The organism is Zoogloea oryzae, from assembly GCF_030161255.1.
In the GTDB taxonomy this organism is placed as follows: domain Bacteria; phylum Pseudomonadota; class Gammaproteobacteria; order Burkholderiales; family Rhodocyclaceae; genus Zoogloea; species Zoogloea oryzae.
The window spans coordinates 1-25,582 of the sequence record NZ_BSPX01000008.1 but is presented as its reverse complement, the minus strand read 5'-3'; the positions used below and the strand labels follow the sequence as shown (position 1 = coordinate 25,582).

The window sequence follows — 25,582 nt, the reverse complement described above, 5'->3', positions numbered from 1 at the left end:
GCCTGCATCATGATTTTCGTGTTGTCCCCCGCCAAGGCCCTCGATTACGAGTCGCCCCTCGCCACGCCCCGTCACACCCAGCCCGACTACCTCGACGATGCCGCCGAGCTGATCGCCGGCCTGCGTGAGCTCTCCCACGCCCAGGTGGCCGAGCTGATGAGCCTGTCGGATCAGCTCGCCGCCCTCAACGTGGCCCGCTACGCCGAGTGGTCGCGCCCGTTCTCGGCCGACAACGCCCGCCCGGCGGTGCTCGCCTTCAATGGCGACGTGTACGACGGCCTCGACGCCCGCACCCTCACCGAGGCCCAGCTCGACTACGCCCAGCGCCACCTGCGCATCCTCTCCGGCCTGTACGGCCTGCTGCGTCCGCTTGATCTGATGCAGGCCTACCGCCTCGAGATGGGCACCCGCTTCAAGAATGGCCGTGGCAAGGATCTGTACGCCTTCTGGGGCATGACCCAGACCGACGCCCTCAACCGCCTGCTCGAAGGCGAAGCCGACGCCGGCCGCGAGCCGGTGCTGGTCAATCTGGCCTCCGAGGAATACTTCAAGTCCGTCAAGCCGGCCAAGCTCAAGGGGCGGCTGCTCAACCTGGCGTTTGAAGACTGGAAGGGCGGGCGCTACAAGATCATCAGCTTCTACGCCAAGCGTGCCCGCGGCCTGATGGCCCGCCACGCCATCACCCACGGCGTCGAAGCGGTAGAGCAGCTCAAGGATTTCAACAGCGACGGCTACGCCTTCGCACCGGAAGCCTCCGACGAAGGCCACTGGGTCTTCCGCCGGCGGCTCGACTGAAGGGGGCAGGGCAGATGGCATCTCCCGAAAAAGCGGCCGCGCTGGCCCGCATGAAGCTCCTCGCCACCGGGCTGCTGGTGGCCGTCACGGTGCTGTTCGTCTTCGCCCGCCGCGAGGGCCTGCCCTGGCTGGCGGCTTTCGCCGAGGCGGCGATGATCGGCGCCATGGCCGACTGGTTTGCGGTGGTGGCGCTGTTCCGCCGGCCCCTGGGCCTGCCGATTCCCCATACGGCCATCCTGCCCCGCAACAAGGCGCGGCTGGCCGACAACCTGGCGGTGTTCATCCGCGACAAGTTCCTCGACACCCATTCCCTCGTTGGCCGCCTGCGCGCCGCCAACCCGGCCGAGCGCATCGCCGCGTGGCTGCAGGACGAGCGCAACGCCCGCCTGCTGGCCGACCGGCTGGCGGTGGTGGCGGTCCAGTCGCTGGATTTCATGGACGACCGGCGGGTGCGCAGGCTGGTGCTCCACGCCCTGCGCCGCCGCGCCGGCGATCTCGACCTGGCCGGCACCGTGGGTCGCGTCCTCAATCTGCTCACCGAGGATCGCCGCCACCAGGGCCTGCTCGACGATGGCCTCTCCAAGCTGGCCGACTGGCTCGGCCAGCCCGGCGTGCAGCAGGGTTTTGCGGGCATGATCGTGGACGTGGCGAACAAGGAATACCCGAAGATCGTCGCCATGCTGGGCCTCGTCGGCATCAACCCTGCCGAACTGGGCGAGAAGGTCGCCAACGGTATCGTCACCGGGGTGAACGGCCTGCTCGCCGAAGTTGCCAACGATCCGAACCACCCGCGCCGCGCGGCCTTCGACGAGGTCATCCACCGCTACATCGAACGCCTCCAGCACGACGAGGGCTTCCGCGCCCGCATCGAGCAGGCCAAGCGTGATTTCCTCGCCCACCCCGGTGTCGGCACCTATCTGCAGGGGCTGTGGGAAGACCTGCGCGGCTGGCTGGCGAGCGACCTGGCGAAGCCCGATTCGCGTGTGCGCCGCAAGATCGCCTCGGCCGCCAGCGCCATCGGCGCCAGCCTCGCCACCAATCCGGCCCTGCGCGATTCGGTCAACGAGCACATCGAGCAGAGCGTCGAGGCCCTGGCGCCCGAGCTGCGCGAAGGGCTGTCGCGCCACATCGCCGGCACCGTGCGCGCCTGGAACGACGAAGACCTGGTGCGCGAGATCGAGCAGAGCGTCGGCCGCGACCTGCAGTTCATCCGGCTCAACGGCACCCTCGTCGGCGGCCTGATCGGCCTCGTGCTGTACGCCGTCACCCACCTCATCAGCTGATTTCCGCCTCGCCATGACCCTCCGCATCAGCAGCAATTTCGACGCCGGCGCCATCGAGGTGCTGTCCATCGAGCGCCCCGACAACATCCGCCTGCGCCTGCGGGCCGACCAGGGCGTGGGTGGAGGTTCCACTTTCCGCCAGTGGTTCCACTTCCGGCTCCACGGCGCGGCCGGGCAGGACGTGCGCCTCGTCTTCGAGAACGCCGCCGACGCCGCCTATCCCGACGGCTGGCCCGGCTACCGCTGCGTGGCCTCCTACGACCGCCGCCACTGGTTCCGCATCGCCGGCACGCGCTATGAAAACGGCCAGCTGATCGTCGAGCACCGGCCCGAGCGCAACAGCATCTACTACGCCTACTTCGAGCCGTACTCCCACGAACGTCACCTGGATCTGCTGGGGCGGGTCGAGATGTCGGCCTTCGCATCGGTCACCAACCTGGGCGCGACCGTCGATGGGCGCGACCTCGATCTCGTCACCGTCGGCCGCGCCGGCCCGGGCAAGCAGCCGGTGTGGATCATCGCCCGCCAGCATCCGGGCGAAAGCATGGCCGAGTGGTTCGTCGAAGGCCTGCTCGAACGCCTGCTCGACAGCGCCGATCCGGTGGCCCGGCGCATCCGCGAGAAGGCCGTGCTGTATGTGGTGCCCAACATGAACCCGGACGGCGCGATCCGCGGCAACCTGCGCACGAATGCCGCGGGCGCCAACCTCAACCGCGAGTGGCGCGCACCCAGCGCGATGCGCAGCCCGGAAGTGCTGGCCGTGCGCGACGCGATGGAAGCGAGCGGGGTCGAGCTCTTCCTCGACATCCACGGCGACGAGGCGCTGCCGTATGTCTTCTTTTCCACCGCCGAGGAAGTGCCGGGCTTTTCCGATGCCCAGCGCGCCCGTCAGGCCCGCTTCGTCGAAGTCTTCCAGGCCGCCAGCCCGGATTTCCAGACCGAGCACGGCTATCTCGCGGGGCGTTTCCAGGACGAACTGCTGACTCTCGCGTCGAAGTGGGTCGCCCATCGCTTCGGCTGCGTGTCGATCACCCTCGAGATGCCGTTCAAGGACAACGCCAACCTGCCCGATGGCGTCACCGGCTGGAACGGCGAGCGCAGCAAGCGACTCGGCGCCGCGATGCTCAACCCGATCCTGGCCCATCTCACCGGCTGAAGGCCTGCAACCGCAGGCGCCGGCAGAGGGCGCGATTTAAAGGACAGACAGATCGGGTCGTTATTGGACAAGTGTTCAACTTGTTCAATGGGAGCCACGATCGTGACCGCAGGTAATGGAACCCCGTGTTCCGCTGGCTATCAGCTGAAGGCTGTATGGCCTTGGTTGTTGTTGGGTGGGTGGCTTGCCGTCTCTGCTGCCCAGCTCTGGTCGATGCAGGTCGAGGCCGTTCTGCGTGGCGACATCTGCAGCGCAGTGCAGCAGCCCCCGTGGGGTGGCCGATCATGACCGCCCACGACTCGCGGCCGTCCGTCGACGGCCTGTCTTCCTTCCGCGCCCGCGCCGATAACCTGCTGATCGGCGCCCTGGGCGTGCATCTGCTGCTATGCCTCGGCGTTGCCGCCTATTTTGGTGAATGGGGTGCCGTGCTGGGGGTGGGGGTGCCGGCTTTCCTGGTGCCGCTCCTGATCAGCCGCGGCGCTCAGGGCCGGCTGGTGACGCGGATCGCCGTCGCGTGCTCGGCCATGATCTTCTCGGCGCTGCTCATCCACCAGACCCGTGGCACCATCGAAGCCCATTTTGGCATCTTCGCGCTCCTGGCGTTTCTGGTGCTTTACTGTGACTGGCGGCCGTTGATCGCGGCGGCAGGTCTCATCGCCGTCCATCACCTCAGCTTTGCCTGGCTGCAGGCGACCGGCGCCGGAGTCTATGTATTCCCCCAGGTGGATGGGATCGGACGGGTGCTCGTGCATGCAGCTTACGTGGTCGTCGAGACCGGGCTGCTGTGCTACATCGCCGGGCTGCTGCGTGGCATGGTGCTCGACGGCGTGGTCGTTTCCGACTTTGCCCAGCGGGTTTCCGCAGGGCGGCTGGATTACACCTTCGACAAGTCGACCATCGAATCCCGGCCCCTGGTGCAAGCCGTGGCGCGGATGCAGGACGAACTGCGGCGCACCCTCGCCGAGGCGCGGGGTACGGCAGATAGCCTTCAGGCGCTGGCTGCGCGACTCACCGCGGCATCGGTCGGCATCGCCGAGGGTGTCGGCGACCAGAACAATTCCACCAGCGCGATGGCTGCGGCGGTGCAGGAGATGACCGCCTCGATCAACCAGATCGCCGACAGCGCAACCGAGGCCCGCCGGCTGGCTTCCGATTCCAGTCAGGCCGCCGTCGAGGGCAGTCAGGTCGTGAAGGCCGCGGTTGGCGAAATGTCGGGCATCGCCGGGGTGATCGGCACCGCTGTGGAGCGGGTCGAGGCCCTTGGGCGCGAGTCCGAAAGGGCGTCGGAGGTGGTCACGATCATCAAGGGCATCGCCGATCAGACCAACCTGCTGGCGCTCAATGCCGCCATCGAGGCCGCCCGGGCTGGCGAGCTTGGCCGTGGCTTTGCGGTGGTGGCCGACGAAGTGCGCAAGCTCGCTGAGCGCACCACCACCGCGACCGACGAGATCGGCCGGATGATGAACGACATGCGCGGTGCCAAGGAGTCGGTGCTCGGCTGCATCGAGAGCGCGGTGGGCAGGGTGAATGCCGGTGTGAGCCATGCCGGCAAGGCGGGCGAATCGATCGATCTCATTACCGGTCGCGCCGATGGTGTGGGCGACATCGTCGGCCGGATCTCCGACTCGCTGGCCGAGCAGAGCGTCGCGGCCCAGGAAATCTCCCGTCACGTGGAACTGATCTCCCGGATGGCCGATCGCTCGGCGGTGGCCACCCACGCCATCTCTGGCGAGGCGCAGGCGCTGTCCCAAAGCGCCGAGGGGCTGCGGACGGCGCTCAACCGGTTCCACATCTGATGTGGGCTGAACGTGCGGCCACGGGTGACGGAAAAAAGTCCGAAATTATTTTGAAATCGTGTCATCCACCGATCGATACGCCGCGTTAAGAGATCACAGGCGAGAGATCGCCGGATTTAACAGGAGAAGTCGATGGGCAGTTATTGCAACGAGTCCTACGCAGAGTTTCTGGATTCCCTCAAGGCCGCTGGTGTCGTCATCAGCAACGAAAGTGAAGTGCGTGAGCGTCTGGCGGAATGCCAGCGCTGGAGGACGGCTTTCATGACCCTGGCCGCCAACGGCCGGCAGCTTGGCATCGAGTTTTCGGTGGCAGGCGAGGGTGGTGATCCCCACGCTGTGCAGCGCGTGATGGCTCAGCATGCTTTCCCGGCCGAAAAGGAAGCCGCCTTCCTGGCCCAGCTGACCGCCCAGCGCTGAGTGCAGCAGACCGGTCCGGCGCCTGCCGGGTCTGGTGACAGCATCTGGCCGATGCCCCCTCCACCCAGCGGTGAAGGGGGCATCGGCTTTTATGCGCCCTGAAAACATGCCCGCTGAAAGCCTGCCGATAGGAATGCCCCGCGGGGCCGGGGTTGCGACGGCGTGACAGGGTGCGCAGCCGGTGGCGGGCGGGCTTAAAGTTTTCCGGCGCTGCGTCGTCAATACGAGGACGATATTCTCTAAGGACCGCAGCCCTGAACCCCCAGTCCCCGGCCCCTTCTTCCGGTTTTTCGGCCCTCGAAGTGCTTGCCCTGCAGGCGGCTGTGGTGTCCCACCCGCGTCTGGGGCCGGCCGCGACCGCGTTTGCCTCGGAGCTGGCCACGCGGCTTGGCTGCGAGCGGGTGGCCGTCGGCTTTGTCGAGGATCGATTCTCGCGGGTCGTCGCCTTGTCTCACGGTGCGCTGGGTGACGGCAGCACCGACACCTTGCGGGCGATGGGTGCGGCGATGGACGAGGCGATCGAGCAGGCGGCGACGGTCATCGCCCCCGCGCCGCCCGAGCTGCCGCCGCGGATCATCCTGTCCCACGAGGAGTTCATCCGCCAGGAGGGCGGGGTGGTGTGCACCATCCCGATCGCCGTCCAGCATGAGCTGGTGGGCGCGGTGCTGCTGCAGTTCCGCCAGGGGAGTGCGCCTGATCCGGCCGTGATGATGGAATGGGAGCACGCGGTGGCGCTGGTCGGCCCGGTGCTGCATTACATGCGTCACGGCGAGCGGCCCTGGCGCAAGCGACTGCGGGATCACCTGAGGCGCGGCTGGGCGGCGCTCCGGTCACCCGCCGGTGGCCGCCTGCGGCTTGGGCTGGGCGTGGCGCTGGTGACGTTGACGGTGCTGCTGCTGGTGCCGTTCCAGTACCGGGTTGGCGGCAACGCCCGGGTGGAAGGGGCGATCCAGCGGGTGCTGGTGGCGCCGGTCGATGGGTTCCTTAAGCGCGGCCTGGTTCGTCCGGGCGATCTGGTCAAGTCTGGCCAGTTACTGGCCGAGCTGGCCGAACAGGATCTGCAGCTTGAACGCAGCAAGTGGGCGAGCGAGCTTGCCCAGCACGAGAACGCCTACGGCGCCGCGATGGCGCGGGCCGACCGCGCCCAGCTGGTCGTCAGCCAGGCCAAGGCCGAGGAGGCGCGCGCCCAGCTCGACCTGGTGGACCAGCAACTCGGGCGCATCCGCATCGAGGCGCCGTTCGACGGCGTCGTGATCCGCGGTGATCTCAGCCAATCCCTCGGGGCGCCGGTGCAGCGGGGGGACGTGCTGCTGACGGTCGCGCCGCGGGAGCGTTTCCGCGTGATCGTCGAGGTGGATGAGCGGGACATCGCCCGCATCCGGGTGGGGCAGGCGGGTCATCTGGCCCTGTCGGCGCTGCCCTGGGATACGCTGCCGCTGGCCGTCACCCGCATCACGCCGATGGCCAGCGCGGTGGAAGGGCGCAACGTGTTCGAGGTTGAGGCGGCGCTGTCGGCCCAGCCCGACAACCTGCGGCCGGGGCTGCGCGGCGTGGCGAAGATTGCCGTGGGGCGCGAGCCCCTGGCGTGGGCCTGGACTCACCGGCTGATCGACTGGATGCGGATCGGCCTGTGGTCGTGGCTGGGACACTGAGATGAACGGGCCGAGCGCCTTCAGCAGTCAGTGGTACCGGGTGGCGGGCCTGCACCCGAGCCTGCGGTCGCAGGTGCGGGTGCGTCGGCAGATCTACCGCGACGAGGTGTGGTACGTGCTCGCCGATCCGGTGAGTGGCCGTTTCCACCGGATGAACGCGGCGGCCTACGCCTTCGTCGGGCGCTGCGACGGCTCCCGGACGGTGGATGCGCTGGCCGAGGCCATGCTCGCCGAAGACCCAGACCAGGCGCTCACCCAGGACGAGATCGTGCAACTGCTGGTGCAACTCAACCAGCGCGGGCTGATCCAGTGCGAGGTGACGCCGGACGTGGAGGCGATCTTCCGCCGCCAGCACCAGGAGGCGCGCGAGGAGCGTCGTCTGGGCGTGAATCCGCTGGCCTTCCGGGTCCGCCTGGGCGACCCGAACGATTTCCTGAAGCGCTTCGATCGCTGGCGTTACGTGATCTTCTCGTGGCAGATGCTGCTGGTGTGGCTCGCCGTGATCTGCGCCGGCGGGCTGGTGGCGGCCACCCATGTCGACGCCCTGTCGTCGGCGGCGCGCACCTGGATGGGCACGCCGCGTTTCCTGCTGATGGCGTGGCTGCTCTATCCGCCGATCAAGGCCGTGCACGAGCTGGCCCACGGGCTGGCGGTGCGGCGTTTCGGAGGTGAGGTGCGTCAGACCGGCGTCAGCCTGCTGCTCCTCACGCCGGCGCCTTTCGTCGATGCGTCGGCGGCGGCGGCCTTCCGCCACGCGGGGCAGCGGGTGATCGTCAGCGCCGCGGGGATCATCACCGAGCTGACCCTTGCCGGCCTGGCGCTGATCGTCTGGGCGCTCGTCCAGCCGGGGCTGGTGCAGGATCTGGCGCTGGTGGTGGCGGTGGTCGGCGGGGTGTCGACGGTGCTGTTCAACGGCAATCCGCTGCTGCGCTTCGATGGCTATTACGTACTGTGCGACCTGTTCGACCTACCCAATCTGTCGGCGCGCAGCCGTGCCTTCTGGCGCCATCTGCTGCTCAACCGGCTGCTGCATGTGGCCGGCGTGCCGTCCCCCGAGCCGGGGCGGGGCGAGCTGCCGTGGCTCGTGTTCTACGCGCCGGCTTCGTGGATATACCGGGTGGGGTTGTCGATCGCGATTGTCGGCTGGATCGGGAGCTGGTCGATGGTGCTCGGGGTGATCGCCGGTGTCGCCACGCTGATCGCGCTGATCGGTAAGCCGGTGCTCGGCTTCTGGCATGGCCTCCTGCGCATGGCGCTGCCCGAGACCCAGCGGCGCCGGGCGCTGCGCGTGGCGGGCGGGTTGTCGGTGGCGGTGGTGCTGCTGATCGGGGTGATCCCGGTGCCGTTCTCGACCCTTGCCCAGGGCGTGGTGTGGATTCCGGAGCAGGCCCAGCTGCGGGCCGGCACCGACGGTTTCATCGTGAGCATGGAAGGCCGGCACGGCGACAAGGTGGAGGCCGGGCAGGTGGTGCTCCGGCTCGAGGATGCCCGCCTCGTCACCGATGCAGCGAAACTGCGCAGCCAGCTCGAGGGGCTCAACGCCGATCTGTTCCAGGCCATGCAGCGCGACCCGGTGAAGGCGCGGGATGTGGAAGCCGACATCGGTCGGGTGACGGCCCAGCTCAAGCGGGTTGAAGAGCTGCAGGAGGCGCTGGTGCTGCGCGCCGGCGTGGCCGGCCAGCTGACGATGCCTCGTCAGGTTGATGTGGACGGCGCCTTCGTGCCCCGTGGCGCGCTGCTTGGCCACGTATTCACCGGCGAGCCGGCCACCGTGCGGGTGGCGGTGGAGCAGGACGTGGCCGCGCTGGTGCGTTCCGACACCCGTCAGGTGGGCGTGCGTCTGGCCGAGTCGCCGGGCGAAACGCTGCCGGCGCGGCTGCTGCGGGCAGTGCCGGCGGCTACCGAGAAACTCCCCAGCCCGGCCCTGGGCGACTTTGCCGGCGGGCGCTTTGCGGTCGACCCGGCGGATGAAGACCATCAGCGCACGCCGTCGCCGGTGTTCGTCTTCGATCTGGTGGTGGATGGTCTCATCCCCGAACGGGCCGGCGGACGGGTGTGGGTGCGTTTCGACCACGGCTGGGCGCCGCTTGCCGTGCAGTGGGCGCGCCAGCTCAAACAGCTTTTCCTCAGCAACTTCAATCCCGCCACGTGACGATGCCGCTCGATCTGCGTGTGCCCCTGCCGGGGCTGGTGTGGGGCGCTTATCCGGAACGCCGGGAGCCGCCCCGGCGCAGCTGGCCGTGGCAGCGCGCCGGATACCGCCGGCAGCTCGCCGCCGTGCGCGCAGCGCTGGCGGGCTGGCGGATGCTTGACGAAGCTGCCTTCGCCGCCCGTCTGCGGACGGTGCAGGGCCGCCTCGGGCGGGATGGGCTGGCGGGCGACGCGCTGACCGAAGCCCTTGCCGCAGCAGTCGACGCGGCCCGGCGCAGCCTGGGCATGGAGGCTTACGACACCCAGCTCCACGCAGCCCTGGTGATGCTCGACAACCGTCTGGCCGAGATGGCCACCGGCGAGGGCAAGACGCTTTCCGCCGCGCTCACCGCGGCCGTCGGTGCGCTGGCCGGGATGCCGGTGCACGTGCTCACCGCCAACGATTATCTGGTGGAGCGGGATGCCACGCACCTCGCGCCTTTCTATGCCCGGCTGGGTCTGCGGGTGGATTTCGTCACCGGCGAGATGAGCGAGGCCCGGCGCCGCACGTCGTACGCTGCGCCGGTGTGCTACGTGACGGCGCGGGAGCTGGTCTTCGATTACCTGCGCGACGGGCAGCGCCGGGGCCACGCCCGGGGCGATCTGCAGCGTCGGGTGGCGGCCCTTGGCGGCGGAGACACTGTCCAGCCCCTCCTGCGCGGGCTTTGCATGGCGGTGGTGGATGAGGCCGACAGCCTGCTGATCGACGAGGCGATGATGCCGCTGATCCTCTCCCGCCAGGTGCGCGACAGCGGGGCGCGGGCGTTCTTCTGGCAGGCCTGGTCGCTGGCGGGCGAGCTGGTTTCGGGCGTCGACTTCCGCGTGGATGCGCCGGCGATGCAGGCGCGTCTCACCGATGCGGGCCGGACGCGTCTGGCCGGTCGGGTGGCAGCGCTGGGCGGGCGCTGGCGCTCCCGCAGGTTACGCGAGGAGGTAGTGGCGCTGGCCCTGGCGGCGCGTCACGTGTATCGCCGCGACGTGCATTACCTGGTGCGCGACGGGCAGGTGGAGATCATCGACGAGATCACCGGCCGCGCGGCGCCGGGCCGGGTGTGGTCCCGCGGGCTGCACGGGCTGGTGGAGCTGAAGGAGGGCTGCCGGCCGTCGCCCGCCACCGAAACCCTGGCCCAGATCACCTTCCAGCGTTTCTTTCCGCGCTATCACCGGCTGTGCGGCATGAGCGGCACGCTGCGCGAGGCGCGCGGCGAGTTGCGGGAGGTGTATGGACTGGATGTCGTGTGCATTCCGTCACGCCTTCCGGCCTCAAGAAAATCGTTTCCGGGCCGTTTATACGGGGCAAGACACGCTTTGTGGGACGCCGTCGCCCGTCGGGTCGCCGAGATCCGGCAGACGGGGCGCCCGGTGCTGGTGGGCACCTCGTCCGTGGCCGAGTCGGAATCCCTGTCGGCCCGCCTGACGGCCGCGGGGGTTGCGCACACGGTGCTCAACGCCCGTTTCGACGCCGACGAGGCCGCCATCGTGGCCCGGGCCGGGGAGCCAGGGCAGGTGACAGTGGCCACCAACATGGCAGGGCGGGGGACGGATATTCCGCTGGCGGCCGGTGTTGCGGCGGCGGGAGGGCTCCACGTGATGTGCTGCCAGTTCAATGCGTCGCGCCGGATCGACCGGCAGCTGGAAGGTCGATGTGCCCGCCAGGGCGACCCGGGCAGTGTGGAGACGTGGATCAGCCTGGATGTGGCCCGGGTGGCAGAGGTGCCGCTGCTGGGCCTGCTGGCGCGTCGGTACGGGATGACGTCGGACGGTGCGGTGAAGGTCGGGCCGTGGCTGCTGCGGGTGTTGCTGGGTTGGTACCAGTGGCGTCAGGCCGGCCAGGAGCGGCGGGCGCGATGGGTATTGTTGCAGGCGGATCGGGAGTGGGAGCGGGGGTTGTCGTTTGGCGGCCCCGGGGAATGACGACAATGAAGAAATGGATGTTGAGCTGCGCGTGCTGGGGGCTGGCCGGAATGGCCGGCTTGGCTGCGGCCGCCGGTCCGCAAGGGGCCGGTGGAACCGCGGGCGCAGCTTCATCGGGAACCCTCGGCTGCCTGATCGAACCCGACAAGGTGGCCGATCTGGGGAGCGCCGTCATCGGCGTGCTCGACAGCCTGCGCGCCGAGCGTGGCGACGTGGTGCGCAAGGGCCAGGTGCTGGCCGTGCTGCGCAACGACGTGGAACGGGCCACCGCCGAAGTTGCCCGGTCGCGCGCTGCCACCGAGGCCGACCTGCGCAGCGCCGAAGCCAGCCGTGATCTGGCCCGCCAGAAAATGCGCCGGGCCGAAGATCTGGTGGCGAAGAATTACGTGGCCCAGCAGGCCCTCGATCAGGCCAGGGCGGATTTCCAGGTGGCGGAGCAGAAAGTGCTGCAGACCCGCGAACAGCTGCGGGTATGGAGCCGAGAGGTCGGCGTGGCCGAGGCCCAGGTGGGCCTCCGGACGATCCGCAGCCCCTTCGATGGCGTGGTGGTCGAGCGCTATCTCTCGCTGGGCGAGCGGGTCGAGGAGAAGCCGATCTTCAAGGTGGCGAAGATCGATCCGCTGCGTATCGAGGTGATCGTGCCGGCGGCCCGCTTCGGCACCATCCGGGTCGGTGAAGTTGCCAGCGTGAAGCCCGATCTGCCCAATGCGGCGCCGGTGGATGCCTCCGTGGCGCTGGTGGACCGCGTGGTGGATGCGGCGAGCAACACCTTCCGTGTACGGCTGGCCCTGCCCAACCCTGGAAACACCCTGCCGGCCGGCCTGCGCTGCCGGATCACCTTTGGCGAGACTTCGCCCCAGACGCCCATCGCCGCCGCGGGGGGCCACCTCGTGGGCGGCATGCGCATGGATTCGAGCCTCACTTCCTTCAAGGAAAAAAACCGGCGCTAAAAGACGTTCATGAATAGCCGTCGCCACCGCCGTGCGCTGATCGAGACTTTCGAATCGCGCATCCTCTACTCGGCCGATCCCGGGCCGGCGGGGATTGTTGCGGCAGTGCTGGCGGGTTCGGCCCATCCGGGCGACGGCGCCACGGCGATCCAGCAGGGCGGAACCGAGCTGGTTTTCGTCGATGCGCGGGTGCCGGACGTCCAGCAGCTGCTGGATGACCTCTCGGCTCAGCAGCAGGCGGGGCGGCCCATCGAGGTGGTGGTGGTCGGCAGCGACGAGGACGGCATCGGCGTGATCGGCGCGGCCCTCGCCGGGCGCAGCGATGTGTCCGCGGTGCATGTGATCGGCCACGGCGCCAGTGGCGTTGCCCAGCTGGGCGCCAGCGAGCTGGACGCTGAATCGGTCTTCCAGCGGGCGGGCGAGATCGCCGGCTGGGGTGATGCGCTGTCGGCCGACGCCGATCTGCTGCTCTACGGGTGCGACGTGGGCGACGGCGCTGCCGGCCAGTCCCTCGTGGCAACCCTGGCCCAGCTCACCGGCGCCGATGTGGCGGCCAGCGATGACCCGACCGGCAGCGCGCTCTTTGGCGGCGACTGGGATCTGGAGGTGCGCACCGGCGCGATCGAGGCGACACCGTTTGCGTCGGCGAACCTGCAGGTCGACTGGTCCGGGGTGCTGGCGCTCACGACCCAGGGGGCGGAGACCCTCGTAAATACCACCACTACCGGCACCCAGACCGAGAACTGGTCGGCCAAGACGGTGGCGATGGACGCCAACGGCAACTACGTCGTGATCTGGATGGACGGCTCCGGCGCCACCGACACCGGCATCGGCATATACGGTCAGCGCTACAACGCCAGCGGCGTGGCCCAGGGCGCGCAGTTCCACGTCAACACCTACACCACCGACAACCAGCGCAATCCGGCGGTGGCGATGGACGCCAATGGCAACTTCGTGGTGGTGTGGGAGAGCAACAGCCAGGACGGCAGCAGCTACGGCATCTACGCCCAGCGCTACAACAGCAGCGGGGTGGCCCAGGGCAGCGAGTTCCGCGTCAATACCACCACCACCTACGACCAGATCGAAGCCTCGGTGGCGATGGACGCCAACGGCAACTTCGTGGTTGCCTGGCAAAGCTGGAGCCAGGATCTGGTCAACACCAACGGCATCTACGCCCAGCGCTACAACAGCAGCGGCGTGGCCCAGGGCTCGGAGTTCCTGGTCAACACCTACACGACCGAGAGCCAGACCGAGCCCAGTGTCGCCATGGACGCCTCGGGCAACTTCGTGATCGCCTGGCAGAGCTTTGGTCAGGATGGCGACAACGAGGGCATCTACGCCAAGCGCTACAACAGCAGCGGGGTGGTGCAGGGCAGCGAGTTCCATGTGAGCACCTACACCACCAGCAACCAGGATCTGCCGGTGGTGGCGATGGACAGCACCGGCAACTTCGTTGTTGTCTGGGAAAGCAATCAGGACGGCAGCGGCAACGGCATCTACGGCCAGCGCTACAACAGCAGCGGTGCGGCCCAGGGTGGCGAGTTCCGGATCAACACCACCACCACCAACCAGCAGCAGAACCCGGTGGTGACGATGCTGGCGGGCGGGGCTTTTGCCGTGACCTGGCAGAGCTACGCCCAGGATGGCAGCTTCGATGGCGTGTACATGCGCCAGTACGATTCGTCCGGCACCGCGCTGACCGCCGAGACGCTGGTCAATACCACCACCACCGACTACCAGGACGTACCGAGCATTGCGGCCGACGAGAAGGGGCATCTGGTGGTGGTGTGGCACGGCAACGGCCCCGGCGACACCGACGGCGTATTCATGCAGCGCTACCAGTATGCGGTGGCGCCCGTCCTGACGCTGACCGGCTACAGCGGCACCTACGTGGAGAACGCGGGGGTGATCTACGATGCCGGCGCCACCGTGACCGATGCGGACACCACCACCTTCACCGGTGGCCAGCTGATCTACCAGATCACCGCCAACGGTACGGCCAGCGACGAGCTGGGCATCCGCAACCAGGGCACGGGCGCCGGGCTGATCGGCCTGTCGGGCACCAATGTGACCTACGGTGGCATCACCATCGGCACCTACAGCGGCAGCTTCGGCAATGGCAGCACGCCACTCACCGTCACCTTCAACAGCAACGCCTCGGTGGCGGCCGTGCAGGCGCTGGTGCGCAATGTCACGTACCGCAACACCAGCGAAAACCCCAGCACCGCCACCCGCACCATCAGCCTCACCGTCTCGGACGGCACCGGTTTGACCAGCGTACCGGCGGTGGTGTCGATGGCGGTGACGGCCGTCAACGACGCGCCGACCGTCACCAGCGCGGCGAGCGCCAGCGTGGCCGAGAACACCACGGCGGTGATGACGGTCACCTCGTCCGACGTGGACGGCGGCACGCCGGTGTATTCGATCTCGGGTGGGGTCGATGCGGCAAAGTTCACCATCAACAGCAGCACCGGTGCACTGAGCTTCAGCTCCGCGCCTGACTACGAAGCGCCCACCGATTCGGGTGCCAACAACGTCTACAACGTGACGGTGCAGGTGAGCGACGGCGCTGGCGGTACTGCCAGCCAGGCAATCGCGGTGACGGTGACCGACGTGTCGAGCGCACTCGTCGTCACCACCACGGCCGACACCAACGACACCGGCCTTGGCAGCAGCTTCACCGCCGAGCAGCTCAATGCCAGCAAGGGCACCGACGGCAAGATCTCGCTCCGCGAGGCCATCATCGCCGCCAACACCACCGCGGGCACCGACACCATCAGCTTCAATATCGCCGATGCGCTGGTGAGCGGCACCCACACCATCAAGCCGACCTCGGCGCTGCCCACCCTTACCGGCGCGGTGATCATCGATGGCACCACCGAGCCCGACTACGTGGTCGGCCGGCCGGTGGTCGAGATCGACGGCAGCCTCACGGGCTCCGGGGTGCATGGCCTCGTGCTCGGCGCTGGGGCGGGCGGCTCGACGATCCGCGGGCTTGCGATCAACAGCTTCAACAGCAGCAACGGCTACGCGCTCTATCTCATGGCGGGCGCCGACAACAACGTCATCGAGGGCAACATCATCGGCCTGGATGCCGACGGCACCACCGCCGTGCCGACGATGAGCAACTTCGGCGTCTATGTGGCGTCGTCGGGCAACACTATCGGCGGCACGACGACCGCGGCGCGCAACGTGCTGTCGAACAACGTCAATGCCGGCGTCGCGCTGTACGGCTCGAACAACGTGGTCATTGGCAACTACATCGGCACCGATGCCACCGGCACCCTCGCTAGGGGAAACGGTAACGATGGTGCCGACGTTTACGGCGGTGCCAACAACCGGGTGGGCGGCACGACCGCGGCCGAGCGCAACATCATCTCGGGCAACCTGCGTAACGGGATCGAGGTGTCCACCGGCCTCACCGGGACGCTCATCCAGGGCAACTACATCGGCACCGACGTCACCGGCACGCTGTCTCTGGGCAACAACTACGGCGGCATCTGGGTCGGCTCGTCTTCTACGGGCGTCACCATCGGCGGTGCGGCGGCGGGTGCCGGCAACACGATCGTCAACAACCCTACGGGCGGCATCTACACCGATGCCTCCAGCGTGAGCTTCTCGCTGCTGGGCAACACCTTCTACAACAACGCCAACCTGGCGATCGACCTGAACGCCGACGGCGTCACCGCCAACGATGCCGGCGACGCCGACACCGGCCCCAACAGTCTGCAGAACTTCCCGGTGATCGCCACCGCCCGCATCGACGGCGCCGGCCATCTCGCCCTGGTCGGCACCCTGGCAAGCACAGCGAGCAGCTACTACCGCATCGAGTTCTACGCCAATGCCACCCAGGACGCCTCGGGCTACGGGGAAGGGCAGCGCTATCTGGGCTACGTCAATGTGGCGACCGACGGCTCGGGCAACGCCAGCTTCAACACCGTGCTCGCCGTGTCGATGGCCGTGGGCGAATCCGTCACCGCCACCGCCACCAAGAGCAACGCGGCCTATTCCAGCTACACCGACACGTCCGAATTCGCCGCCGACGTGATGGTCAGCGTCAACCAGCTGCCGGTCGTCACCACCACCGGCAGCACCCTGGCCTACACCGAAAACGGCGCCGCCACCGCGGTGGATGGCGCGCTGACGGTGAGCGATTCCGACAGCCCCAACCTCAGCGGCGCCACCGTCAGCATCACCAGCGGCTTCGCCAGCGGCCAGGACACGCTCGCCTTCACCGATCAGTCGGGCATCACCGGCAGCTGGAACGGCGTGACCGGCGTGCTCACCCTCAGCGGCAGCGCCACCGTGGCCAGCTACCAGGCGGCGCTGCGCAGCGTCACCTATGTCAATACGTCCGAGCAGCCGGCCACCGCCACGCGCACGGTCTCCTTCGCGGTCAATGACGGGCTGGGGACGAGCGCCACCGCCACCCGCAACATCTCTGTCGCGTCGGTGGATGACGCGCCCAGCTTCAACGCTGCCGACTACACGGTGACGACCGCGCCCGGGGCTGCGGCAGACCGGGGCTACGCCACCTTGGTCCAGGGCGACGGCAAGATCCTCGTCGCCGGCTATTCGAGCAACGGCAGCAACCTCGATTTCCTGCTGATGCGCTACAACGTGGATGGCACCCTCGACACCAGCTTCGGCGGTGGCGACGGCATGGTCACCACGGCCATCGGCAGTGGCGACGATGAAGCCCACGCCGTGGCGCTGCAGTCCGACGGCCGGATCCTCGTTGCCGGCTTCACCCAGAACGGCCTGCATCGGGATTTCGCCCTGGTACGCTATCTTGCCGACGGCACCCTCGATACGAGCTTTGGCGGCGGCGACGGTATCGTCACCACCGACATCGGCAGCAGTTCGACCGACGAAGCCTGGAGCATGGTCGTCCAGACCGACGGAAGGATCGTCCTCGGCGGCACCTCGGCCAACGATTTTGCCGTCGTGCGCTATCTGGCCGATGGCAGCCTCGACACCAGTTTCAGCGGTGATGGCAAGGCCACCGCGGACATCGCCGGGGCCACCGATACCGGCTATGGCCTGGCGCTCCAGTCCGACGGCAAGCTCGTCCAGAGCGGCAGCGCCACCGTGGGCGCGACGCTGGATTTCGGCGTGGTGCGCTACAACACCGACGGCAGTCTGGACACCAGCTTTGGCGGCGGCGATGGCGTCGTCACCACGCCGGTGGGCAGCAGTTTCGACGTCGCCCAGTCGGTGGCCATCCAGTCGGACGGCAAGATCGTCGTCGGTGGCTATTTCTCGAACGGCTCGAACAACGACATCGCGGTGGTGCGCTACACCAGCACCGGCGCCATCGACACCGGTTTCGGTGGCGGCGATGGCATCACCACGGTGGATCTCGGTGGTCACGATGCGTCGTGGGGCCTGACGCTGCAGTCCGACGCCAAGATCGTGGTGGTCGGTGGCGCCAGCTCGACCGATCTTGCCGCCGTCCGCCTGCTGAGCGATGGCAGCCTCGACACCAGCTTCAGCGGCGACGGCAAGCTCACCGCCCACCTGGGCAACAACAGCTTCCTGTATTCGGCGGCGATCGGTGCCGACGGGCGGGTTGTCGCCACCGGCTACAGCAACACCACCACCGACGACGGGCTGCTGGTGCGCTTCTCCAGCGACGGCCAGTTCGACACCCGCGCCAACCCCGCTGCCACCAGCCTTGGCGGCAGCGCCAGCTACACCGAGAACGGAAGCGCGGTGGTGATCGATTCGAGCGTGCGCATCTTCGACGCCGAGCTCAATCCCGCCGACAGCTACGCCGGCGCCACGCTCACGCTCGCCCGTAGTGGCGGCGCCAACGCCCAGGACGTGTTCTCCGCATCGGGCAACCTGGGCACCCTCACCCAGGGCGGCAGCCTGCTGCTGTCGGGCGTGAATGTCGGCACCGTGACGACCAACTCGTCCGGCACGCTGCTGCTCACTTTCAACGCCTCGGCCACCCAGGTGCGGATCAACGAGGTGATGAGCTCCGTCGCCTACGCCAACTCGTCCGACGCGCCGCCCGCCAGCGTCACCCTCGGCTGGACGTTCAGCGACGGTAACAGCGGCGGGCAGGGCACCGGCGGGGCGAAGACCGCCACCGGCACCAGCACCATCAACATCACCGCCGTCAACGACGCGCCAGTGATCACCAGCAGCGCCAGCGCCAGCGTGGCCGAAAACACCACCGCGGTGATGACGGTCACCTCGACCGACGTGGATGGCGGCACGCCGGTGTATTCGATCGCGGGCGGGGGCGACGCGGCGAAGTTCACCATCAACAGCAGCACCGGCGTCCTCAGCTTCGTATCCGCGCCAGACTACGAAGCCCCCACCGACTCGGGCGCCAACAACGTCTACAACGTGTCGGTTCAGGTGAGCGACGGCGTGGGCTACTCGGCCATGTCGCTGGCCGTCACGGTGACCGATGTCTCCAGCGCGCTGGTGGTCACCACCACGGCCGACACCAACGACACCGGCCTCGGCAGCAGTTTCACCGCCGAGCAGCTCAACGCCAGCAAGGGCACCGACGGCAAGATCTCGCTCCGCGAGGCCATCATCGCCGCCAACACTACCGCCGGTACCGACACCGTCAGCTTCAACATCGCGGGAAGCGGGCCCCATACTTTGGTGCTGGCCTCGGCGCTGCCCACCATCACGGACGCGGTGACCATCGACGGCACCACGGAGCCTGACTATGCCGGCGCACCGGTTGTCGTGCTCGATGGCAACGCCACGGTCAACGAAGGGCTCACCATCGAGGCCAGCAACAGCACCGTGCGGGGGCTGGCGATCAACAACTTCGCCGCACGGGGCGTCCTGGTCACCAATGGCGCGGCGAACACCCTGATCGCCGGCAACTACATCGGCACCGATGCCACCGGCCTCGTCGCTCGAGGCAACGGCTCGTGGGGTATCGACCTGATTGCGGCGGGTACCGGCACCGTGATCGGTGGAACGACGGCCCTCGACCGCAACGTGATCGCCAGTAACGTCGGCCAGGGTGGTATCGCCGTCAATGGCACCCAGGGCGCGACGATCACCGGCAACTACATTGGCGTGGGCGCCGACGGCAGCACCGCGCTCGGCAACATGTCGGGCATCCTGCTCTTGGGTGACACCACCGGCACGCGCATCGGTGGCGTCGTCGCCGGTGCCGGCAACGTCATCGCCAACAACGCGGGCGAGGGCGTGATGCTGTGGTCGGCCACCAGCCACGCCGCGATCCTTGGCAACGCGTTCTACAACAACGCCGGTCAGGCGATCGACCTGAACTGGAACGGAACCGTCGAAGCCAACGACGCCGGCGACGCCGACACCGGCCCCAACCAGCTCCAGAACTTCCCGGTGATCTCGTCGGCGATCACCAACGGGGCCACCCAGATCATCATCGCCGGTTCGCTAAACAGCGAGGCCAGCAGCTATTACCGGATCGAGTTCTACGCCAACCCCGCCGCTGACAGCAATGGCTATGGCGAAGGGCGTACTTACCTCGGCAGCACCAATGTCATCACGGATGCCTCGGGCAATGCTTCGTTCAACGTCACCTTGAGCGGCACCGTTGCCGGGGGCGCCTCGATCTCGGCCACCGCAACGCGCAGCGACGCCACTTATACGAGCTTCAGCTACACCTCGGAGTTCGCCGCCAACATCACCGCCGTGGCGAGCAACTCGCCACCGTCAGGGACTGACGGCAGCGTGAGCGCCACCGAGGACACCACCTACACCTTCGCCACCACCGACTTCGGCTTCACCGACGCCAACGGCAACGCGCTGCTGCGGGTGTGGATCGACACCCTCCCGGCGGCCGGTACCCTGCGCCTGAACGGCAGCACCTTTGCCGCCGGCACCGGGATCCTGGCCTCCGACATCAGCGCCGGCCGCCTGACCTACCAGCCGGTGGCCAACAGTACTACGTCAACATCCTTGACCTTCCGCGTGCAGGACGATGGCGGCACGGTCAATGGCGGGCAGGACACCGACGCCAGCGCCAACACCCTGACGATCAACATCACGGCGGTGAACGACGCGCCGGTGATCACCAGCGGCGCCACCGCCAGCGTGGCCGAGAACACCACCGCTGTGCTCACAGTCACCTCCACCGACGTGGATGGCGGCACGCCGGTGTATTCGATCAGCGGTGGGGTGGATGCGGCGAAGTTCTCGATCAACAGCAGCACCGGTGCCCTGAGCTTTGCGACCGCGCCCGACTACGAATCGCCCACCGACAGCGGCGCCAACAACGTCTACAACGTGACCGTGCAGGTGAGCGACGGGGCAGGGGGCATCACCACCCAGGCCGTTGCCGTCACCGTCACCGCCGTCAACGACAACACCCCGGTCATCACCAGCGCCGCCACGGCCAACGTGGCCGAGAACACCACCGCGGTGATGACGGTGACGGCCACCGACGCCGATCTGCCCGCCCAGACGCTCACCTACAGCATCGTCGGCGGCGCCGATTCGGCCAGGTTCTCCATCAACGCCAGCACCGGCGCGCTCAGCTTTGCCACTGCGCCGAATTACGAATCGCCGACCGACTCGGGCAGCAACAACATCTACGACGTGACGGTTCAGGTGAGCGACGGCAGCCTGACCAGCACGCGGGCCATCGCCGTCACCGTCACCCCGGTGAACGAGAGCGCGCCTGTCATCACCAGCAACGGCGGCGGCGCGTCGGCTTCGGTGTCGATCGCCGAGAACACACTCATCGTCGCTTCGGTGACGGCCACCGATGCCGACCTGCCTGGCGACACGCTCACCTACGACATTTCCGGTGGCGTCGATGCGGCCAAGTTCGCCATCGACAGCAACACCGGCGTGCTCCAGTTCATCGGTGCACCCGACTACGAGAACCCCACCGACAGCGGCGCCAACAACGTCTACAACGTGACCGTCCGGGTTTCCGACGGCACCAACACCGACACCCAGGCCATCGCCGTGACGGTGACCAACGTGGTGAGCGAGCTGATCGTCACCACCGCCGCCGATACCGCCGACGGCAACACCAGCAGCATCGCCAACCTCATCGCCAACAAGGGCGCCGACGGCAAGATCTCCCTCCGCGAAGCGATCATCGCCGCCAACAACACGGCCGGTGCCGACACCATCACCTTCGCCATCGGCAGCGGCGCCCAGACCATCAACCTCACCTCGGCGCTGCCCACGATCACCTCGGTCATCAACATCGAGGGCGATTCCCAGGCGGGTTTCACGGGAGAGCCGGTGATCGCGCTCAACGGCGCCTCGGCCGGGGCCAGCGCCATCGGGCTGCTCTTCAGCGGCAGTGGTACGGCGGGCAGTTCGGTCAAATACCTGGCGATCAGCAACTTCACGTCGTCGGGTATCCGCATCGAGAACACCTCGAATGTCACCGTCGCCGGCAACTACATCGGTACCAACCTGGCGGGCACCGCTGCGGCCGGCAACCAGGCTGGCGTGGTGATTTACAACGCCACGAACAACCTCATCGGCGGAACCACCGTCGCCAGCCGCAACGTCATCTCGGGCAACACGGTCGATGGCGTCCAGATCTTCGGTGCAAGCGCCACCGGCAACGTGGTGTCGGGCAACTACATCGGCCTCGACGCCACCGGCACGGTGGATCTCGGCAACACCAACCAGGGCGTCGCGATCTTCACCGGCGCAACCAACAACACCATCGGCGGCACCACCGCCGGCGCCCGCAACGTGATCTCGGGCAACAATGGCGCCGGGGTGCTCATCAGCGATTCGGGCACCAACTTCAACACCATCGCCGGCAATTACATCGGCACCAACGCCGCAGGCAACGCGGCCATCGGCAACACCCAGCAGGGCGTGCTGATCGACACCGGCAGCGGCAACGTCATCGGCGGCTCGGTTGCCGGTGCTGGCAACGTGATCTCCGGCAACCTGGATAACGGCGTCGTCGTCACCAATGGCGGCGTGAACAACTACGTCCAGGGCAACATCGTCGGCCTGGACGAGAGCGGCACCACGGTGATCGCCAACGGCCAGGAAGGCGTCGAGGTTGCCGCCGGCGCCAGCGGAACCTGGATCGGCGGCGCCACCGCTGCCACCCGAAACATCATCGCAGGCAACACATGGCAGGGCATTGGCGTGTATGGCGCCACCACCGATGGCACGGTGATCCGCGGCAACTGGATCGGCGTGGCGGCCGACGGCACCACCGCCCGCGGCAACGAGAAGCAGGGCATCCTCGTCATCGACGCCACCAACACCATGATCGGCGGCTCGAGCGCTGGCGAGGGCAACATCATCGCCAACGCCGGCGCGGGCCATCAGGGGGTGGTGATTTCCGGCGCCTCGACGGGGGCGGTGATGATCGGCAACAGCATCTACGCCAACAGCTCCCTCGGCATCGATGTGGGCGGTGACTGGATCACCGCCAACGATACCGGCGACGCCGACACCGGCGCCAACAACCTGCAGAACACGCCGGTGCTCACCTCGGCGTCGACCACCGGCAGCGCGATCACCATCACCGGCACCCTCAACAGCGTCGCCAGCACCCACTTCCGGATCGAATTCTTCGCCAACCCCACGCCGGATTCATCCGGCTACGGCGAAGGTCAGACCTATCTCGGCTTTGTGGACGTGCTGACCGACGCCAGCGGCAACGCCAGCTTCAGCCCGACCATCACCGCCGCCGTGCCCACCGGCCAGGTGGTGACCGCAACCGCCACCCGCCTCACATCGGGGATGAACTTCGTCGAGACCTCCGAGTTCGCCGCCGACGTCTACACCAACCCGCCCGCCATCACCAGCAACGGCGGCGGCAGCACGGCCGGTGTTTCGGTGGCCGAGAACACCACGGCAGTCACCACCGTCGCCGCCACCGATCCCGACGGCGCCGCCCAGACGCTCACCTACAGCCTTGCCGGCGGCGCCGACCAGGCCAAGTTCCAGATCAATGGCAGCACCGGTGCGCTCAGCTTCCTCGTTGCCCCGAACTTCGAAGCGCCCACCGATGCCGACAGCAACAACGTCTACGAAGTGATCGTCCAGGTTGGCGACGGCACCGGCGCCACCGACACCCAGACGATCAACGTCACCGTCACCAACGCCAACGACGCGCCGGTCATCAGCTTCGTGTCGGGCAACGCCAACTACCCGGAAAACGCCGGCCCGGTGCTCGTGGCCGCGTCCGCCACCGTCACCGACGAAGACGGCGGCAATTTCGACACCGGCCGGCTGGTCGTGCAGTTCACCGCCAACGGCCAGGCCGAAGACCGCATCGCCATCCGCAACCAGGGCACCGGCGCCGGCCAGATCGGAATCTCGGGCAGCAACGTGACCTACGGCGGCGTGGTGATTGGCACCTGGGCTGGCGGCACCAACGGCAGCACGCCGCTCGTCGTCACCTTCAATGCCAGCGCCAACGCGGCGGTGGCCCAGGCGCTCGGCCGCAACATCACCTACGAGAACGTCTCCGACAACCCCTCGACGGCCGTGCGCACCATGGCCGGCTATCTGGAAGATGGCGACGGCGGCACCAGCAACACCGCCAGCGGCACCATCACGATGGTGCCCGCCAACGACGCCCCGACCATCACCAGCGCCGCCACGGCCAGCGTGGCCGAAAACACCACCGCGGTGCTCACCGTCACCTCGTCCGACCCGGACGGCGGAACGCCGGTCTATTCGATCGTCGGCGGCGCCGATGCGGCCAAGTTCTCCATCAACAGCAGCACCGGTGCGCTGAGTTTCCTGTCGGCGCCCAACTTCGAGGCGCCCACCGACGCCGGCGGCAACAACGTCTACGACGTGACGGTGCAGGCGGCAGATGGGGCAGGGGGCACCACCAGTCAGGCCATTGCGGTGACCGTCACCAACGTGAACGAAGCGCCGGCGGTCACCATCACCCCCGCCACCTACGCGGCGACCGAGCAGACCACCCTGACCCTCAGCGGCACCGGCCTTTCCGTCGTCGATGTGGATGCTGGCGCGGCCACCCTCCGGGCAACCCTCAGTGTCGTTTCGGGCACCCTCACCGTCGGTGTCGGCACGACCGGCGTGACGGTGGTTTCGGGGTCCGGCAGTGCCAGCGTGGTGCTCGAGGGCTCGCAGGCTCAACTCAACGATCTGCTGGCGGGCAACGCGGGGGGCACCATCAGCTACATCTTCGGTGGCGATGCCCCGCCGGCCACCGACACGCTGTCCCTCAATGTCAACGATCTGGGCAGCACCGGCAGCGGTGGTGCGGCAAGCGGTGCCGACAGCGCCACGATCAACCTCACGGCGGTCAATGATGCGCCGGTGAACACCATGCCCGGCGCCCAGACCACCAGCGTCAATACCGCGCTGACCTTCGGCACCGCCACCAGCAACCCGATCGCCATCAGCGACGCGGACGCCGCCGGCGCCACCATGCAGGTGAGCCTGACCATCACCAACGGCACCTTCACCCTGTCGTCCACCAGCGGGCTGAGTTTCACCACCGGCGACGGCACCAGCGATGCCGCCATGACCTTCACCGGCACCATCGCGGCCATCAACGCTGCGCTCGACGGCGCCAGCTTCATCCCGACCACTGCGTACAGCGGCGATGCCGCCATCGCCATCCTCACCGGCGATCTCGGCAACACGGGCGGTGGCGCCCTCACCGACTCCGACACGATCCACATCCAGGTGGGGGCGAGCCGTTTCCAGGAAGGCGTCAGCGGCTATACCGGCACCCAGGACACCTACGTTCAGGACACCACGCCGACCACCGCCTACGGCACGGCGACCACCGTGCTGGTGGATGACGGCTCACCGCAGGGCCAGGGCCTGCTGCGCTTCGACAACCTCTTCGGCAGCGGCGTCGGGCAGATACCCTTCGGCGCGACGATCACCTCTGCCTCGCTGTCGTTCTATGTCACCAACCACGACGCCGCCGACACCGTTTACCTGCACCGGATGTTCTCCGCCTGGACGGAAGCCTCCACCTGGAACAGCCTCGACTCCGGCATCCAGACCAACAACACCGAAGCCAGCACCACCGCAACGCTCAGCTTCAGCGCGGGCGTTTCTGGCTGGAACACCCTCACAGGCCTCGAAAGCACGGTGCAGGCGTGGGCCGACGGCGCAACCAACAACGGCTGGGCGTTCCTGACCATCAACCCCGGCGCAGACAACTGGACGTTCGCGTCATCCGAATACGCCACCGTCAGCCTGCGTCCCTACCTCGTCATCAACTACGAAGCGCCAATCGCGCCCGTCATCACCAGCAACGGCGGTGGCGCGAGCGCATCGGTCAGCATCGCCGAGAACACCAGCGCCGTGACCACCGTCACGGCCACCGATGCCGACAGCACGGCCAGCGAGCTCAGCTACAGCATCGTTGGCGGTGCCGACGCTGCGAAGTTCACCATCAACAGCAGCACCGGCGCGCTGAGTTTCCTCGCTGCGCCGAACTACGAAGCGCCCACCGACAGCGGCGGCAACA

At 67.9% G+C, this 25,582-nt stretch carries 10 protein-coding genes; all 10 read left to right on the top strand.

The features are described 5' to 3' along the window. Window positions 1–9: 9 nt before the first annotated feature. Complete coding sequence (yaaA, locus tag QQK25_RS04490; protein WP_284186866.1) at window positions 10–795, top strand: peroxide stress protein YaaA; 786 nt, start codon at window positions 10–12, stop codon at window positions 793–795. A 14-nt stretch (window positions 796–809) separates the two neighbouring features. Continuing rightward, the gene (locus QQK25_RS04485) at window positions 810–2,078 is read left to right on the top strand and encodes a DUF445 domain-containing protein (RefSeq protein ID WP_284186865.1); all 1,269 of its coding nucleotides are present in this window, start codon (window positions 810–812) and stop codon (window positions 2,076–2,078) included. 13 nt (window positions 2,079–2,091) lie between these two features. Then, window positions 2,092–3,234 (top strand): M14 family metallopeptidase, encoded by a 1,143-nt coding sequence (locus QQK25_RS04480; RefSeq protein ID WP_284186864.1) that lies wholly within the window; start codon window positions 2,092–2,094, stop codon window positions 3,232–3,234. A 284-nt stretch (window positions 3,235–3,518) separates the two neighbouring features. Next, window positions 3,519–5,030, top strand: coding sequence for a methyl-accepting chemotaxis protein (locus QQK25_RS04475; protein ID WP_284186863.1), 1,512 nt, complete (start codon window positions 3,519–3,521; stop codon window positions 5,028–5,030). Between the two features lie 132 nt (window positions 5,031–5,162). After that, entirely contained in the window at window positions 5,163–5,447 is a 285-nt protein-coding gene (locus QQK25_RS04470) for a hypothetical protein (protein WP_153159458.1), read from the top strand. 326 nt (window positions 5,448–5,773) lie between these two features. Beyond that, a complete protein-coding gene (locus tag QQK25_RS04465) occupies window positions 5,774–7,099 on the top strand; it encodes an efflux RND transporter periplasmic adaptor subunit (protein ID WP_284186862.1) in 1,326 nt (441 codons plus the stop codon). Window position 7,100: 1 nt separating this feature from the next. After that, window positions 7,101–9,251, top strand: coding sequence for a PqqD family peptide modification chaperone (locus QQK25_RS04460; RefSeq protein WP_284186861.1), 2,151 nt, complete (start codon window positions 7,101–7,103; stop codon window positions 9,249–9,251). Window positions 9,252–9,253: 2 nt separating this feature from the next. Continuing rightward, the gene (locus QQK25_RS04455) at window positions 9,254–11,203 is read left to right on the top strand and encodes a preprotein translocase subunit SecA (RefSeq protein ID WP_284186860.1); all 1,950 of its coding nucleotides are present in this window, start codon (window positions 9,254–9,256) and stop codon (window positions 11,201–11,203) included. A gap of 5 nt (window positions 11,204–11,208) precedes the next feature. Then, on the top strand, window positions 11,209–12,153 hold the full coding sequence (locus QQK25_RS04450; RefSeq protein WP_284186859.1) for an efflux RND transporter periplasmic adaptor subunit: 945 nt from the start codon (window positions 11,209–11,211) through the stop codon (window positions 12,151–12,153). Between the two features lie 9 nt (window positions 12,154–12,162). After that, on the top strand, window positions 12,163–25,582 hold a 13,420-nt coding region (locus tag QQK25_RS04445; RefSeq protein WP_284186858.1), incomplete at its 3' end, for a cadherin domain-containing protein.

Excerpts from the sequence above, each read along its gene's own strand:
- QQK25_RS04450 (WP_284186859.1), top strand. The coding sequence starts at position 11,209 with ATGAAGAAATGGATGTTGAGCTGCGCGTGCTGGGGGCTGGCCGGAATG.
- yaaA (WP_284186866.1), top strand. The coding sequence starts at position 10 with ATGATTTTCGTGTTGTCCCCCGCCAAGGCCCTCGATTACGAGTCGCCC.
- QQK25_RS04480 (WP_284186864.1), top strand. The coding sequence starts at position 2,092 with ATGACCCTCCGCATCAGCAGCAATTTCGACGCCGGCGCCATCGAGGTG.
- QQK25_RS04455 (WP_284186860.1), top strand. The coding sequence starts at position 9,254 with ATGCCGCTCGATCTGCGTGTGCCCCTGCCGGGGCTGGTGTGGGGCGCT.
- QQK25_RS04475 (WP_284186863.1), top strand. The coding sequence starts at position 3,519 with ATGACCGCCCACGACTCGCGGCCGTCCGTCGACGGCCTGTCTTCCTTC.
- QQK25_RS04470 (WP_153159458.1), top strand. The coding sequence starts at position 5,163 with ATGGGCAGTTATTGCAACGAGTCCTACGCAGAGTTTCTGGATTCCCTC.
- QQK25_RS04485 (WP_284186865.1), top strand. The coding sequence starts at position 810 with ATGGCATCTCCCGAAAAAGCGGCCGCGCTGGCCCGCATGAAGCTCCTC.
- QQK25_RS04460 (WP_284186861.1), top strand. The coding sequence starts at position 7,101 with ATGAACGGGCCGAGCGCCTTCAGCAGTCAGTGGTACCGGGTGGCGGGC.